The sequence below is a fragment of the Puerhibacterium sp. TATVAM-FAB25 genome (assembly GCF_046535855.1).
Taxonomy (GTDB): Bacteria; Actinomycetota; Actinomycetes; order Actinomycetales; family Cellulomonadaceae; genus Puerhibacterium; species Puerhibacterium variabilis_A.
In genome coordinates this window covers 1-14,402 of the sequence record NZ_JAXUAK010000002.1, presented here as the reverse complement: position 1 = coordinate 14,402, position 14,402 = coordinate 1, and the positions used below count along the sequence as shown (strand labels likewise).

The following is a 14,402-nucleotide window of genomic DNA, read 5'->3' as shown; positions in this document are numbered from 1 at the left end:
AAGTTCGGCTGATTTGGCGGTTTCTCGCGGTTGCGCCCCACGATGCTGACACCCGGCGGGAGAGTGCCAGTAAAAGACCACGCGGCGGCCCTTCTCGTCCTGACACCTGTGTGCCACGATGCCAGCAAACCGCGGCCGCCCGGCGGGCGGCGGCACCGTCCGCGACGAGGAGGTCGGGATGACGGAGACGAGCACGACGGCGGTCGCCCCGGAGCCCGGCGAGCCGGCCGCCGCGGACGGGCCGCGGGTCCTGCTGTACAGCGACGACCGCTCGGTGCGCGAGCAGGTGCGGCTCGCCGTCGGGCCCCGGCTGCGCGCGCACGCGCCGCGGATCGACTGGCTCGAGGTCGCCACGCCGGCCGCTGTCGTCGCCGCGGCGGACGGCGCCGGCTGGGACCTGCTCGTGCTCGACGGCGAGGCGGACAAGGCGGGCGGCATGGGGCTGGCCCGCCAGCTCAAGAACGAGGTCTACGAGTGCCCGCCGATCCTGGTCCTCACCGGCCGTGCGCAGGACGCTTGGCTAGCATCGTGGTCGCTCGCGGACGCCGTGGTGCCCCGGCCCCTCGACGCCCTCGAGCTGCAGCGCGCCGTGGCCGCGCTCCTGTCCTGACCGGCGCCCCCGCCGTCGGGGCGGGCGCGCGGGCCGCCGACGGCGTGCGCGACCCGACACCCCCGAGGGAAGGACCCGCGTTGTCCCAGCCGACCGCCGCACGCCCGAGCGCCGCGCCCACGCCGTCCGACCTCTCGTGGCCCGTCGTCATGAACCAGCTCGTCGCCGGCCGCGACCTCACCGCGGAGCAGGCGGCCTGGGCGATGGACGAGGTGATGGCCGGCGAGGTGGCGCCCGCCCGGCTCGCGGGGTTCCTCATGGGCCTGCGCGCCAAGGGCGAGACGGTCGACGAGCTCGCCGGCCTGGCCCGCTCCATGGTCGAGCACGCGACGCCGCTGGAGCACGAGGGCCGCGCGGTCGACATCGTCGGCACCGGCGGCGACCGCGCCCACACGGTGAACATCTCCACCATGGCGGCCGTGGTCGTCGCGGGCACGGGCGTGCGGGTCGTCAAGCACGGCAACCGCGCGGCGACCAGCTCGTCCGGCTCGGCCGACGTGCTGGAGGCGCTCGGCATCCGCCTCGACCACCCGCCGCGCCGGGTGGCGCAGATCGCCGGCGAGGCCGGCATCACCTTCTGCTTCGCCCAGGTGTTCCACCCGTCGATGCGGCACGCCGCCGTCGCGCGCAAGGAGCTGGCCGTCGCCACGGCGTTCAACTTCCTGGGCCCGCTGACCAACCCGGTGCGCCCGCAGGCGACGGCGGTCGGCTGCGCCGACGCGCGCATGGCCCCGCTGATGGCCGGCGTGTTCGCCGAGCAGGGCACCGACGCCCTCGTGTTCCGCGGCGACGACGGGCTCGACGAGCTCGCCGCGACCGGCGGGGCCACCGTCTGGGAGGTCCGGGGCGGCGCGGTGACCGAGACCCGGCTGGACGCCGCCGCCGAGCTGGGGCTGCGGCGCATCGAGGTGGCCGACCTGCGCGGCGGCGACGCGGCGCACAACGCGGGCGTCGCCCGGGACGTGCTCTCGGGCGCCGACCGCGGCCCGGTGCGCGAGACGGTGCTGCTGAACGCCGCGGCCGCGCTCGTCGCCGACGCGACGCTGCCGGGCACCGGGCGCGGGAGCCTCGCCGAGCGGCTCGCCGCGGGCCTCGAGCACGCCGGGCGCAGCGTGGACGACGGCGCGGCCGCCGCGGTGCTCGAGCGCTGGCGCACCGCGTCGGCGCGCTGACACCTCGGACCGGCGGCGGGCGCGCCGCCGTCGCCGGTCAGCGGTCCCGGTCAGCGGTCCCGGTCAGCGGTCCCGGTCAGCGGTCCCGGCCAGCGGTCCCGGCCAGCGCACCGAGTGGCAGTGCGGCCGGTCGGCGGGACGCGGCCGCCGGGGCGCCGTCAGTCGTCGAGGCCGAGCGCGAACGCCTGCGCGAGGTCGACGTTCGAGTACGCGCGAAACGCGATGAGCGTCTCCGTGCGCACGACGCCGGGAACCTTCGAGATGCCGTCGGCGATCGCGTCGGCGAGCTCCTCGTGCTGGCGCACGCGCACCATGGCTACCAGGTCCGCCTTGCCGGTCACCGAGTAGACCTCGCTGACGCCCTTGAGGTTGGCCACCTCGGCCGCCACCTCGGGGATCCGGTCCGGTTCGGTGTCGATGAGCACGATCGCCGTCAGCATGGGGACATGCTAGCCAGCGGCCCCGGCCCCACCACCGGCCCCACCACCGGCTCCTCCGGCAGGCCCGCCGTCGCGGCGCCCACGCGGGCCCGCACCTCCCCGGAGACGTCGTCCAGGCCGGCGTGCGCGAGCGCGGAGCGCACGGGCACTGCCCACGGCTCGGAGGCGTGCACGAGCCGCACGCCGGGGCTCTCCAGCCAGGCGATGACGAGCGCCGCCTCCTCCGGGTGGCACGCGGGCGCCGGCGGGCACGGCGCGGCGACCGCCTCGGCGGTCGCGCGCAGCGCGTCCACGACGGGCAGCGGGTCCTCGTCGCGCCCGGTCACGGCGGTCCCGGCGAGCCGGCCGTGGCGCACGACGACGAGCTCCCACCCGCCGGCGGCGGTCGGGCGGGCCGCGACCAGCTCCGCGCAGCGCGCGAGCGGCGCGAGCCGCTGCGCGCGCCCCGCGCCCTGGACGTAGGACCGCAGCCGCGCGGTGACCTGGCCGGCCTCCTCGAACCGCTCCTCGGCGGCGAGCCGGGCGATGCGCCCGGCGAGGGCCCGCACGACGGCGGACGGGTCGCGCTCGAGGGCGTCGGCGGCGGCGGACGCGACGGCGGCGTAGGCGGCGTCGGGCGCCTCGGCGGCGGTGCACGGCGCGGAGCACCGGCCCATCCCCGCCAGCGCGCACGGGCTCCCGGGGGTGCGGGACACCAGCGGCAGGCGTGCGGTGCACTGCCGCAGCGGCAGGGCGTCGTGCAGCGCGTCGACCGCCTCCTGCGCGGTGCGGCGGGACGTGAACGGGCCGATGTGCGCCGCACCGGGCCGCACGTCGCGCACCACCGACAGCCGGGGGTAGGCCTCGTCGGTCAGGCGCACCCACGACTGCCGCTCCGGGTGCTTGGAACGGCGGTTGTACCGGGGCGCGTGCTCGGCGATGAGCCGCAGCTCGCGCACGGCGGCCTCCAGCGGCGTCGCACAGACCACCGGCGTGACGGCGTGCGCGATGCGCACCATCTCGGTCATGCGGCGGCGCTTCTCGGCGGCCGTGAAGTACGACCGCACGCGCTTGCGGATGTTCGTGGAGGTGCCGACGTACAGCACCTCGTCCTGCGGCCCCCGGAACAGGTAGACGCCGGGCGCCTCGGGCAGGCCGTCGGCCAGGTGGCGCTTGCGGCGCACGTCCTGCGGCACGGGGTCGGCGGCGGACGCCAGGTCCTCGAGGTGGGTGACCCCGAGCGGGCCGAGGCGGGCGAGCAGCGCGTGCAGCACGTCCACGGTGGCGCGCGCGTCGGCGAGCGCCCGGTGCTCCGGGGTCACGTGGGCGCGGAACAGCGCGGCGAGCGTCGAGAGCTTGTGGTTCGGCGCCTCGTCGCGCGTGACCACCCGCCGGGCCAGCGGCACCGTGTCGACCACGGAAAAACCCGGCCAGGCGTAGCCGAGCTGCTCGCACGCCGCCCGCAGGAAGCCGACGTCGAACGGCGCGTTGTGCGCCACCAGCACGGCGCCGCGCGCCCACTCGAGGAAGCTCGGCAGCACCAGCGAGACCGGGGGAGCGGTGGCCACCATCGCCGTGGTGATGCCGGTCAGCCGGGCGACGAACGCCGGCACGGGCCGGCCGGGGTTGACCAGCGACTGGAACTCCCCGAGCACCTCGCCGCCGCGGACCTTCACCGCACCGATCTCCGTGATGCCGGCGTCGGCCGTGCGGGTGCCGGTGGTCTCGAGGTCGACGACGACGAAGGTGACGTCCTGCAGCGGGGTGCCCAGGTCCTCGAAGGAGGGCTGGATCACCGGCCGCCGTCCCGTGCGGGACGCGTCGGTGGTGCTCGTCATGGCCTCGGACGCTACGAGGCGCCACCGACACGTCCGCCGGCCCGGCCGGCGACCCGGCTCAGAGCGTGTGCAGCGCCTCGCGGGCGTCCCCGGGGGCGTAGAGCCGCTCGACGTCCTGCGCGTAGTCCTTGAGCACCAGGGACCGCTTCACCTTGAGCGACGGCGTCAGGTACCCGTTCTCGACGGTGAAGTCGCAGGTGAGCACCGTGAACTTGCGGATCGACTCGGCCCGGGAGACGGCCGCGTTGGCCCGCGTCACCGCGGCGTCCAGCGCCGCGAGCACGTCGGGGTCGGTCGCCGCCTGGTCCACGGTCATCGCGGGCTTGCCGTGCATCGCGAGCCACCCCGGCAGGCCCTCGGGGTCGAGGGTGACGAGCGCGCCGATGAACGGCTTGTTGTCGCCGACGACGACGCACTGGCTGACCAGCGCGTGGGCCCGGATGCGGTCCTCCAGCACGGCGGGCGCCACGTTCTTGCCGCCGGCGGTGACGATGATCTCCTTCTTGCGGCCCGTGATCCGCAGGAACCCGTCGTCGTCGAGCGAGCCCAGGTCGCCGGTGCGGAACCACTCGCCGTCGAAGGCCTCGCGCGTGGCCTCCGGGTTGCCGTGGTAGCCCCGGAAGATGTGGTGGCCGCGGAGCAGGATCTCGCCGTCGGGCGCGATCTTCGCGGCGCAGCCGGGCAGCTGCAGGCCGACGGTGCCGATCTTGGTGCGCTCGGGCAGGTTGACGCTCGTCGGCGCCGTGGACTCCGTCAGGCCGTACCCCTCGAGGATCTTCAGCCCGATCCCGCGGTAGAAGTGGCCCAGCCGCTCGCCGAGGGGGCCGCCGCCCGAGACGGCGTGCTCGGCCTGGCCGCCCAGCACGGCCTTGAGCTTGCCGTACACCAGGGCGTCGGCGACCTTGTGCTGCAGGGTGAGCCACAGCGACGGGCCCGACGGCGTGTCCAGGGCCCGCGACCAGGCGATCGCCGTCGCGGCGGCCCAGTGGAAGATCTTGCCCTTGCCCTCGGTGGCGGCCTTCTGCTCGGCGGTGTTGTAGACCTTCTCGAACACCCGCGGCACGGCCAGGAGGTAGGTGGGCCGGAACGCGGCGAGGTCGGCGGTGAGCGTCTTGATGTCCGGCGCATGGCCCAGGACGGTGCCGCTGGCCAGGGCGAGCACCTCGATGAAGCGGGCGAACACGTGCGCGAGCGGCAGGAACAGCAGGGTGCGCCCGCCCTCGGTGAACACCACGGGGACGAACGCGACGGCGTTGCGCGCCAGCGCCGCGAAGTTGCGGTGCGTCAGCTCCACGCCCTTGGGCCGGCCGGTGGTGCCGGAGGTGTAGATGATCGTCGCGAGGTCGTCGAGCGACGCCAGCCCGCGGCGGCGGGCGACCTCCTCGTCGGGCACGTCGCGGCCCGCCTCGACGACGGCGTCGATGCCGCCGTCGTCGATGACGAGCACCTCGCGGCACGCCGGGGCGTCGGCGCGGACCTGCTCGACGACGGCGGCGTGCTCCGGGGACTCGGCGAACAGCACGGTCACGCCGGCGTCGGTGAGGATCCACTGCACCTGCTCGGCGCTCGACGTCTCGTAGACGGGCACCGGGACCGCGCCGGCGGCCCAGATCGCGAAGTCGAGCAGGGTCCACTCGTAGCGCGTGCGGGACATGATGGCGACGGGGTCGCCCGGCTGGACGCCCTTGGCGACGAGACCCTTGGCGACGGCCACGACCTGCGCGTCGAACTCTGCGACGGTGACCGGCTCCCACACCCCGTCGGCGTTCGGCACCTCGGCGAGGACGGCGTCGGGCGCGCTCGCGAGGCGGTCGGTGACGATGTCGTTGAGGTTCGACGTCGCCGGCAGCTCGACGCGCAGGGGGGTGCTGATCTCGTCCATGACTGACTCCAGTGGCAGGTCCGGTCCGTGGCCGCAACGATACTCGGTCTCAGTCGCGGCGGTGACACGGATCACCCGCCGCGCCGGCGCGCCGCGCCGCCGGACCCGGTCGTCGCCCGCCGGGACCCCGTGGTGATCTCGGCGGGGGCCTCGGGAGCGCACCGGCGTCCGTCAGGACGACATCACAGCACAGGCACCCCCGGCGGTCGATAGGCTGGGCGCGCGCTCGGGGCGGTGACGACCCGCAGCGGACAGCGCCGCCGCGCAGCACGGCGGTCCCAAGACGAACGTGAGGTCGAGCGGATGCATGCGATCGGGGTCGACATCGGCGGCACGAAGATCGCCGTCGGTGTCGTGGACGAGGCGGGTCGGATCCTCGCCCAGGTCCGACGCGAGACCGAGGCCGACGACGTCGCGAGCATCGACCGGGCCATCGCCGACGCGTGCGCCGAGCTCGCCAAGGACTACGTGGTCGGCGCCATCGGCGTCGCGGCCGCCGGCTTCGTCAGCCCGGACCGCACGTCGGTGCTATTCGCGCCCAACATCGCCTGGCGCGAGTACCCGCTGGCCGCGAAGCTGCGGGCGCTGCTCGACCTCGACGTGCCCGTCGTCGTCGAGAACGACGCCAACGCCGCCGGCTGGGCCGAGTTCCGCTTCGGCGCCGGGCGCGAGGCGACCGACATGCTCATGCTGACGATCGGCACGGGCCTGGGCGGCGCGATCGTCGTCGACCGCGAGCTGGTGCGCGGCAAGTGGGGCGTCGCCGCCGAGGTCGGGCACATGCGCGTCGTCCCGGGCGGCCACTACTGCGGGTGCGGGCACGAGGGCTGCTGGGAGCAGTACGCCTCGGGCAGCGCGCTCGTGCGCGACGCGCGCGCCGCCGTCGTCGCCCAGCCGCACCGGGCCGCGCGCCTGCTCGAGCTGTCCGGCGGCGACCGCGAGAAGCTCAAGGGCCCTCAGATCACCCAGGCGGCGCAGGAGGGCGACGGGCTCGCCCTCGACCTGCTGGCGAACCTCGGGCGCTGGATCGGGGAGGGCGCCGCGTCCGTGACCGCGCTGCTCGACCCCGAGCTCATCGTCGTCGGCGGCGGTGTCGCCGAGGCCGGGGACCTGCTGCTCACGCCGATCCGCAAGGGCTTCGAGGCGCAGCTGTCGGCGCTCGGCCACCGGCCGGTGGCGCAGATCGAGCTCGCCGAGCACGGCAACGAGGCCGGGATCGTGGGCGCCGCGGACCTCGCGCGGCGCTGACAGAGCGCTGACGCGGCGCTGACACGGCACTGAGCCGGCGCCGGCCCGGCGCCCCGGGCGGGCGCCGGTCAGACGACGGCGCCCGGCCCGTCGCCCGGGTCCCGGTGGTGCGGCATGCGCCAGAGCAGCACGGCCACCGACGCGACGAAGACGACGACGGCGGCGCCGCCCAGCCACGCCGGGGTGGGCAGCCGCACGAACGCGCGCACGAGCAGCGCGAGGACCGCCAGCAGCGGGACGCCCGTCGCCCCGGCCCACGCCACCACGAGCAGCCGGTCGCGCGAGGCCAGGACCGGGGGCGGCTCCGGCGGCGTGAAGTGGCCCTCGGCCTCCTCCAGCGCCTCCACCTCGGGAGTGGTCGGGTGGTCGCGGGGGCCCGGCGGACGCTGCGCGGGGGCGTCACGGTCGCCGTCCCGCGGCTCGCCGCCCGGGCCGGCGCCGGACCGGACGTCGGGCGCCTCGAGGCGCCCGAGCTGCGCGACGATGTCCTCCCAGCGGGCCTCGACCTCCTGGTCCCCGAGCTCGCCCTCCGGGCCGTCGGGCCGTTGCCCCGGCGTGCCGTCGGGCCGCTGCCCCGGCGTGCCGTCGGGCCGCTCCGCGGGCCGGTCGTCGGGGCGCCCGGCGCCGGCGTCGTGCCCGAGGCCGGCCTCGTCGTCGCGGCCGGCGCCGTCCGGCGTGTTCGAAGGGGCCATAGGCCACACTCTAGAGTTCAGTGGACCTCGACCGCCGCAGGACCCCGACGAGGAGGACCGGTTGTACTACTGGCTCATGAGGCACGTCCTGGCCGGGCCGCTGCTCAAGCTGTTCTTCCGGCCGTGGACGCGCGGGGTCGAGCACGTGCCGGCCAAGGGCGGGGCGATCCTGGCGAGCAACCACCTGGCGGTCATCGACTCCTTCGTGCTGCCGATCGTCCTGGAGCGGCAGGTGCAGTTCCTCGGCAAGTCGGACTACTTCACCGGCGGGGGCCTCAAGGGACGGCTGGTCGCGGGGTTCATGCGGGGCGTGGGCACGATCCCGGTGGACCGCTCCGGCGGCAAGGCGAGCGAGGCGGCGCTGCGCACGGGCTTGCGCGTGCTGTCCGAGGGCGGGCTGTTCGGCATCTACCCCGAGGGCACCCGCAGCCCCGACGGGCGGCTCTACCGCGGCAAGACGGGCGTCGCCCGCCTGGCGCTGGAGTCCGGCGCGCCGGTGGTGCCCGTCGCGATGGTCGGCACGAACGTCGCGCAGCCGCTGGGCCGCGTGGTCCCCAAGCCGCTGCCGATCGGGGTGGTGATCGGCGAGCCGCTCGACTTCTCGCGGTACCGCGGGATGGAGAACGACCGGTTCGTGCTGCGGTCGGTCACCGACGAGATCATGTACGCGATCCTGCGGCTGAGCGAGCAGGAGTACGTGGACGTCTACGCCGCCACCGCCAAGGCGCGGATCGCGGCCGAGAAGGCCGCAGAGAAGGCCGCGGAGAAGGCCGCGGAGAAGGCCGCGGAGAAGGCGGCCGACAAGGCCGGCGACAAGGCCGGCGACAAGGCGGCGGAGAAGGCTCCCGAGGAGGGGTCGGCCGGGCGGGCCGAGGACCCGGCCGGGACGCCGGCGCAGGACGACGCCGCCGCGTCGTGAGCGCGGCGCGCGGCCCTGGCCCGGGCCGGCGTCTCACTCGTCGCCCGCCCGGCCGCACCTGGTCCGACGGGCCATAGGATCGGGTCAGGCCGTACCCGATCACCCCGTGTGGTCACCCGTGTGGTCGCCCTGCGTGATCACCTGCCCGTACCCCTGCCAGAGAGGTGTCCTGTCATGTCGGTTCGTCGCGTGGCCCTGCTCACCGCCGGTGGCTTCGCCCCGTGCCTGTCCTCCGCCGTGGGCGGGCTCATCGAGCGCTACAACGAGCTCGACCCGTCGATCGAGATCATCGCCTACCAGCACGGCTACCACGGCCTGCTGACGGGCAACAAGATCGTCGTCGACGAGGAGGGCCGCAAGAAGGCCGGCATCCTGCACCGGTTCGGCGGGTCGCCGATCGGCAACTCACGCGTCAAGCTCACCAACGTCGCCGACGCCGTCAAGCGCGGGCTGGTGCAGGAGGGTCAGGACCCGCTGCACGTGGCGGCCGAGCAGCTCAAGGCCGACGGCGTCGACGTGCTGCACACCATCGGCGGCGACGACACCAACACCACCGCGGCCGACCTCGCCGCCTACCTGCACGACAACGGCTACGAGCTCACCGTCGTCGGCCTGCCGAAGACCATCGACAACGACGTGGTGCCGATCCGGCAGTCGCTGGGCGCCTGGACCGCCGCCGAGGAGGCGGCGGGCTTCGCCGCCAACATCATCGGCGAGCACCGCTCGGGCCCCCGCATGCTCATCGTGCACGAGGTGATGGGCCGGCACTGCGGCTGGCTCACCGCCGCCGCCGCCGCGGAGTACCGCAAGTGGCTCGACCGCCAGGAGTGGGTGCCGTCGCTGGGCCTGAGCAAGGAGCGCTGGGACATCCACGCGGTGTTCCTGCCCGAGCTGGCGCTGGACATCGACGCCGAGGCCGCGCGCCTGCGGGGCGTCATGGACGAGATCGGCAACGTCAACATCTTCCTGTCGGAGGGTGCCGGCATGCACGAGATCGTCGAGCAGCTCGAGGCGTCCGGCCAGGAGGTCGCCCGCGACCCGTTCGGGCACGTGCGCCTCGACGAGATCAACCCCGGCCAGTGGTTCGCCAAGCAGTTCGCCGAGAAGCTCGGCGCCGAGAAGGTCATGGTCCAGAAGTCGGGCTACTACTCGCGCGCCGCGGCGCCGAACGCCGAGGACCTGCGCCTCATCAAGTCGATGACCGACCTGGCCGTCGAGTGCGCCCTGCGCGGCGAGCCCGGCGTCATCGGCCACGACGAGGAGGACGGCGACCGCCTCAAGGCCATCGCGTTCCCGCGCATCGCCGGCGGCAAGGCGTTCGACGTCTCGCAGCCATGGTTCGGTGACCTCCTCGAGGCCATCGGCCAGCCGCTGACGCCGGCCGCCGCGCACTGACGCACCGGACAGGGGGACGGAGCGGGCTCTCCCGGCGAGAGCCGAGCGAGCGAAGCGAGCGAATCGTCCGAGCCGAGAGAGCTCGCTCCGCCCCCTGGCACCGCGCACCGACACCTCACCCGCCGCCTCGACCGTCACCTGGGGACCATGAGCACCGCCGTCGACGCCCCGTCCGCCGCGCTCGCCGCGGACCTGGACCACTTCCGCACCCTGCCCGCGCGCCAGCAGCCCACGTGGCCCGACGCCGCGGCGCTCGCGGCCGCGGCCGGCCGGCTGGAGCAGGCGGCGCCGCTCGTCGTCCCCGCCGAGTGCGACACGCTGCGCACCCGGCTGGCCGCGGCCGGGCGGGGCGAGGCGTTCGTGCTGCAGGGCGGCGACTGCGCGGAGACGTTCGCCGAGGCCAGCGCCGGGCGCATCCGCAACAAGATCCGCACCCTGCTGCAGATGGCCGTGATCCTCACCTACGGCGCGGCCACGCCCGTGGTGAAGATCGGCCGCATGGCGGGGCAGTACGCCAAGCCGCGCTCGTCCGACGAGGAGACACGCGACGGCGTCACGCTGCCCGCCTACCGCGGCGACATGGTCAACGGGCACGCGTTCACCCCGGAGTCGCGCACGCCCGACCCGGCCCGGCTCGAGCAGGCGTACCGCATCTCCGCGGCGACGGCGAACGTGGTGCGTGCCTTCACCCAGGGCGGCTACGCCGACCTGCGGCAGGTGCACGAGTGGAACCGCGGCTTCATGCGCAACCCCGCCTACGCGCGCTACGAGGCGACGGCCACGGAGATCGACCAGGCGATCCGGTTCATGGAGGCGTGCGGCGCCGACTTCGACGCGCTGCGCACCGTCGAGCTGTACCTGTCGCACGAGGCGCTGGTGCTCGACTACGAGCGGGCGCTGACCCGCGTGGACGCCCGCACGGGCGCCGCCTACGACACCAGCGCGCACTTCCTGTGGATCGGGGAGCGCACCCGTCAGCTCGACGGCGCGCACGTCGACCTCCTCTCCCGGGTGGCCAACCCCGTCGGCGTGAAGCTCGGCCCGACCACCTCGCCCGACGACGCGCTGGGCCTGGCCGCCCGCCTCAACCCGGGCAACGTCCCGGGCCGGCTGACGTTCGTCGCCCGGATGGGCGCCGGCCGGGTGCGGGACGTGCTGCCGGCCCTCGTCGAGAAGGTCACCGCCGCCGGCGTGGCCGTCACCTGGGTGACCGACCCGATGCACGGCAACACCATCACCTCGGCGACCGGGTACAAGACGCGGCGCTTCACCGACGTGCTGGACGAGGTGCGCGGCTTCTTCGAGGTGCACCGCGCGCTGGGCACCGTGCCCGGCGGCCTGCACATGGAGCTCACCGGTGACGACGTCACCGAGGTGCTCGGCGGCAGCGAGGAGATCGACGAGGCCGGGCTCGCGCTGCGCTACGAGACGCTGGTCGACCCGCGGCTCAACCACCAGCAGTCGCTGGAGACGGCGTTCCAGGTCGCCGACATGCTGCGGGGGCGCTGAGCCGGCCGGACCACGGCACGGCGGTCGGCGCACAGAGGCCGCCGGGCGGGGTCACCGCGCGGGTCACCACACGGTGAGGGTGACCGTGCTGCCCTTGGGCGTCTCGCCGGAGACGTCCTGGAACCGCACGGTGTCCAGGAGGCCGCCGAGGTAGCGGTTCTCCTCGACCCTCAGCCCGGCGGACTCGAGCGCCTGGCGCGCCTGCGCGCTGCGCATGCCGACGACGTCGGGCACCTGGACGATCGGCGGGCCCGCCGACACGGTCAGCCGCACCGTGTCGAGGCGGTGGGCCTGCGTGCCGTCGGCCGGGTCCTGCCGCAGCACGGTGCCCGCCGGCACCGACTCCGAGTGCTCGTCGTCGGTGAACTCCACGCGCAGGCCGAGCTCCTCGAGCGACGCCTTCGCCTCGTCCCGGCCGCGGCCGACCTGCTGGGTGACGGTCACGGGCGCCGGACCGCCGGACACGGTGAGGGTCACCGGCTGGTGGTGCGGCACCTCGGTACCGGCGTCCTCGGAGACGGCCAGCACGTCGCCGCGCGGCACCGTGTCGCTCCAGTCCTGCTGCGGGTCGGCCACCGTGAAGCCCGCCTCGGCGAGCGCGGCGGTCGCCGCCTCCTGGGACTGTCCCGCGAGCCCGTCGGGCACCGTGAGCATGCGCACGCCGAGCGACACGACGAGGCGCACGCTGCCGTCCTTGCGCACCTGGTCGCCCTCCGCGGGGACCGCCTCCACGACGGCGCCCTCCGGCACGTCGTCGCTGTAGGCCTCCGCCGTCTCGACGTCGAGCCGGTGCGCGGCGAGCCGCTCCCGGGCGTCGGCGAGCGGCACCTCCTCGACCCCGGACGGCACCCGCGTCCACGCCCCGGGACCGTCCTCGAACCACCACCACGTCCCCGTGCCGGCCCCGCCGAGCGCGACGAGCAGCGCGAGGGTCGAGGCGACGACGGCGCGGCGCCGGCGCGGGCGCCCGTCTCCTGCGACGCCGTCTGCCGCCGCCTCCATGACCTTGCCGGGGCCCGGGCCCGCGCCGGCCGCGGCCAGGGCGACCGTGCGGTGCTCGACGAGCCGCGCCGTCGCCGTGCCGTCGGCGAGCTCGCCGGTGAGGTGGATCCCGTCGCCGGGCGTGGCGGTGGCGAAGACGCCGGCGGGGATGGCGTCGAGCTCGCCGGTGTCGTCCAGGTCGCCGGAGTCGGCGGCGGCCTCCTCGGGCGCGCCGTCGAGCGCGTCGCCGTCGGACGTCCCGCCGGAGCCCGCGTCGGCCCCGCCGCCGGTCGGGCCGCCGCCGGTCGGGCCGCCGCCGGTCGGGCCGTCGTCGGCGGCCGCCGGCGCGGGCCGGGCCGGCGGCTCGGCGCGCCGGTCGAGCACGGCGGGGTCGAGCACCAGGAGCAGGTGCCGCACCAGCTCGAACGCGGCGCCGCCGTCGGCGGGGCGCCGCGCGGGGTCGCGGGCGGTCAGCGCGCCGACCAGGGCGTCGATCTCCGCCGGCAGCCGCGGCACGCGCCCCGAGGGCGGCGGCACGTCCTCGTGCACGTGCTGGAACGCCACCTGGATCGGCGTGCTGCCGGCGTGGGGGAGGGCGCCCGTGAGCATCTCGTAGGCGAGGATCCCGACGGCGTACAGGTCCGTGCGCGCGTCGCAGCCCCCCGTGGCGATGACCTCCGGCGCCAGGTAGGCGACGGTGCCGAGGATCGTCCCGGTGGTCGTGCTGGTCACCTCGGTGACCGCCCGCGCCAGCCCGAAGTCGGCGACCTTGACGTGCTCGCCGTCGGCGGTGATGAGCACGTTCTCGGGCTTGACGTCGCGGTGCACCAGCCCCTTGCGGTGGGCGGCGCCGAGCGCGCCCAGGACCTGCCCGAGGATCTGCAGGGTGCGCCGGAGGGACAGCGTCCCGTGCGTGCGCAGCTCGCGGCGCAGGGTGGAGCCGGGCACGTACTCCATCGTCAGGTAGCTCGTGTCGCCGTCGAGCCCCTGGTCGTAGACGGCGACGACGCCGGGGTGGGTGAGCCGTGCGGCGGCGCGCGCCTCGCGGCGGAAGCGCGAGACGAACTCCGCGCCCTCGACCCCCTCGGCCAGGTGCGGGTGCATCACCTTCAGCGCGACGTCGCGCTCCAGGCGCCGGTCGTGGGCCAGGTACACCATGGCCATGCCGCCCCGGGCGATGCGCGAGCGGACCTCGTACCGCCCGTCCACCAGGCGGCCGAGGAGCGGATCGGTCGTCGCCATGGCCACGGGGCGAGTGTAGGCGGCGGCGTGCGGCCTGGGGATGACCCGCGCCCGACGATTCTGCGCGACACGGGGGGCCGTCCGGGAGACCCGGCCCGCCGCGTAGGCTGGCGGCCGTGAGCACGACCCCGGACCTCGACGCCCTCGTCCCCGAGTGGCTGCCCCTGCCCGACCTCGCCGACCGGATCGGCGTCGGGTTCTCCCAGGCCCGCAACCTGGTGCGCGACCGGTACGTCGTCGGGGTGCGCCGCGGCGAGCGAGCCGTCTTCCAGGTGCCCGCCGCGTTCCTGGTCCCGGCCGAGGACGGCGGCGCCGAGCAGGTGCTGCCGTCGCTGCGCGGCACCGTGCTCGTCCTCGCGGACCAGGGGCTGCCGGACGAGGAGATCGTCGAGTGGCTGTTCGCCCCGAACGACGCGCTCGGCAGCACGCCCGTCGAGGCGCTGCGCGCCGGCCGCAAGGCGGAGGTCCGCCGGGCGGCGCAGGCGCTGGGCTAGA

General features: G+C 75.5%; 12 protein-coding genes. 7 read left to right on the top strand and 5 right to left on the bottom strand.

The window, feature by feature from the left end; translation table 11 throughout:
* Nucleotides 1-178 precede the first annotated feature (178 nt).
* Together U5M74_RS02380 and trpD are read left to right on the top strand one after the other, a co-directional pair.
* Nucleotides 179-610 carry a hypothetical protein gene (locus U5M74_RS02380; RefSeq protein ID WP_410905805.1) on the top strand — a complete coding sequence of 144 codons (432 nt, stop codon included), beginning with the start codon at nt 179-181 and terminating at the stop codon, nt 608-610.
* A 149-nt stretch (nt 611-759) separates the two neighbouring features.
* A complete protein-coding gene (trpD, locus tag U5M74_RS02375) occupies nt 760-1,782 on the top strand; it encodes an anthranilate phosphoribosyltransferase (protein ID WP_410906369.1) in 1,023 nt (340 codons plus the stop codon).
* A 158-nt stretch (nt 1,783-1,940) separates the two neighbouring features.
* Here the strand turns inward: trpD and U5M74_RS02370 are convergent, their stop codons facing one another.
* The 3 genes from U5M74_RS02370 to U5M74_RS02360 are packed head-to-tail and all read right to left on the bottom strand — an operon-like array spanning nt 1,941 to nt 5,921.
* Nucleotides 1,941-2,222 carry an Lrp/AsnC family transcriptional regulator gene (locus tag U5M74_RS02370; protein ID WP_410905803.1) on the bottom strand — a complete coding sequence of 94 codons (282 nt, stop codon included), beginning with the start codon at nt 2,220-2,222 and terminating at the stop codon, nt 1,941-1,943.
* Nucleotides 2,216-4,039, bottom strand: coding sequence for a DEDD exonuclease domain-containing protein (locus U5M74_RS02365; protein ID WP_410905801.1), 1,824 nt, complete (start codon nt 4,037-4,039; stop codon nt 2,216-2,218). Before U5M74_RS02365 ends, U5M74_RS02370 begins: the two co-directional genes overlap by 7 nt.
* Before the next feature lie 58 nt (nt 4,040-4,097).
* A complete protein-coding gene (locus U5M74_RS02360) occupies nt 4,098-5,921 on the bottom strand; it encodes an AMP-dependent synthetase/ligase (protein ID WP_410905799.1) in 1,824 nt (607 codons plus the stop codon).
* A gap of 303 nt (nt 5,922-6,224) precedes the next feature.
* Between U5M74_RS02360 and U5M74_RS02355 the strand changes: the two genes are divergently transcribed.
* The gene (locus tag U5M74_RS02355) at nt 6,225-7,169 is read left to right on the top strand and encodes an ROK family glucokinase (protein WP_410905797.1); all 945 of its coding nucleotides are present in this window, start codon (nt 6,225-6,227) and stop codon (nt 7,167-7,169) included.
* A gap of 68 nt (nt 7,170-7,237) precedes the next feature.
* Here the strand turns inward: U5M74_RS02355 and U5M74_RS02350 are convergent, their stop codons facing one another.
* Nucleotides 7,238-7,861 carry a hypothetical protein gene (locus tag U5M74_RS02350; RefSeq protein ID WP_410905795.1) on the bottom strand — a complete coding sequence of 208 codons (624 nt, stop codon included), beginning with the start codon at nt 7,859-7,861 and terminating at the stop codon, nt 7,238-7,240.
* 76 nt (nt 7,862-7,937) lie between these two features.
* On the opposite strand from U5M74_RS02350, the gene U5M74_RS02345 reads away from it, so the two are divergent.
* The 3 genes from U5M74_RS02345 to U5M74_RS02335 all read left to right on the top strand — a co-directional run bounded on the left by U5M74_RS02345 (nt 7,938) and on the right by U5M74_RS02335 (nt 11,684).
* A complete protein-coding gene (locus U5M74_RS02345; RefSeq protein ID WP_410905793.1) occupies nt 7,938-8,780 on the top strand; it encodes a lysophospholipid acyltransferase family protein in 843 nt (280 codons plus the stop codon).
* A gap of 174 nt (nt 8,781-8,954) precedes the next feature.
* Nucleotides 8,955-10,175, top strand: a complete 1,221-nt coding sequence (locus U5M74_RS02340) for a pyrophosphate--fructose-6-phosphate 1-phosphotransferase (RefSeq protein WP_069983950.1) — start codon at nt 8,955-8,957, stop codon at nt 10,173-10,175.
* Nucleotides 10,176-10,322: 147 nt separating this feature from the next.
* Nucleotides 10,323-11,684 carry a class II 3-deoxy-7-phosphoheptulonate synthase gene (locus U5M74_RS02335; RefSeq protein WP_410905791.1) on the top strand — a complete coding sequence of 454 codons (1,362 nt, stop codon included), beginning with the start codon at nt 10,323-10,325 and terminating at the stop codon, nt 11,682-11,684.
* 63 nt (nt 11,685-11,747) lie between these two features.
* Here U5M74_RS02335 and U5M74_RS02330 read toward each other — a convergent pair whose 3' ends face one another.
* Nucleotides 11,748-13,907 (bottom strand): protein kinase domain-containing protein, encoded by a 2,160-nt coding sequence (locus tag U5M74_RS02330; protein WP_410906367.1) that lies wholly within the window; start codon nt 13,905-13,907, stop codon nt 11,748-11,750.
* Between the two features lie 116 nt (nt 13,908-14,023).
* Between U5M74_RS02330 and U5M74_RS02325 the strand changes: the two genes are divergently transcribed.
* On the top strand, nt 14,024-14,401 hold the full coding sequence (locus tag U5M74_RS02325) for an Rv2175c family DNA-binding protein (RefSeq protein ID WP_410905789.1): 378 nt from the start codon (nt 14,024-14,026) through the stop codon (nt 14,399-14,401).
* Nucleotide 14,402 lies beyond the last annotated feature (1 nt).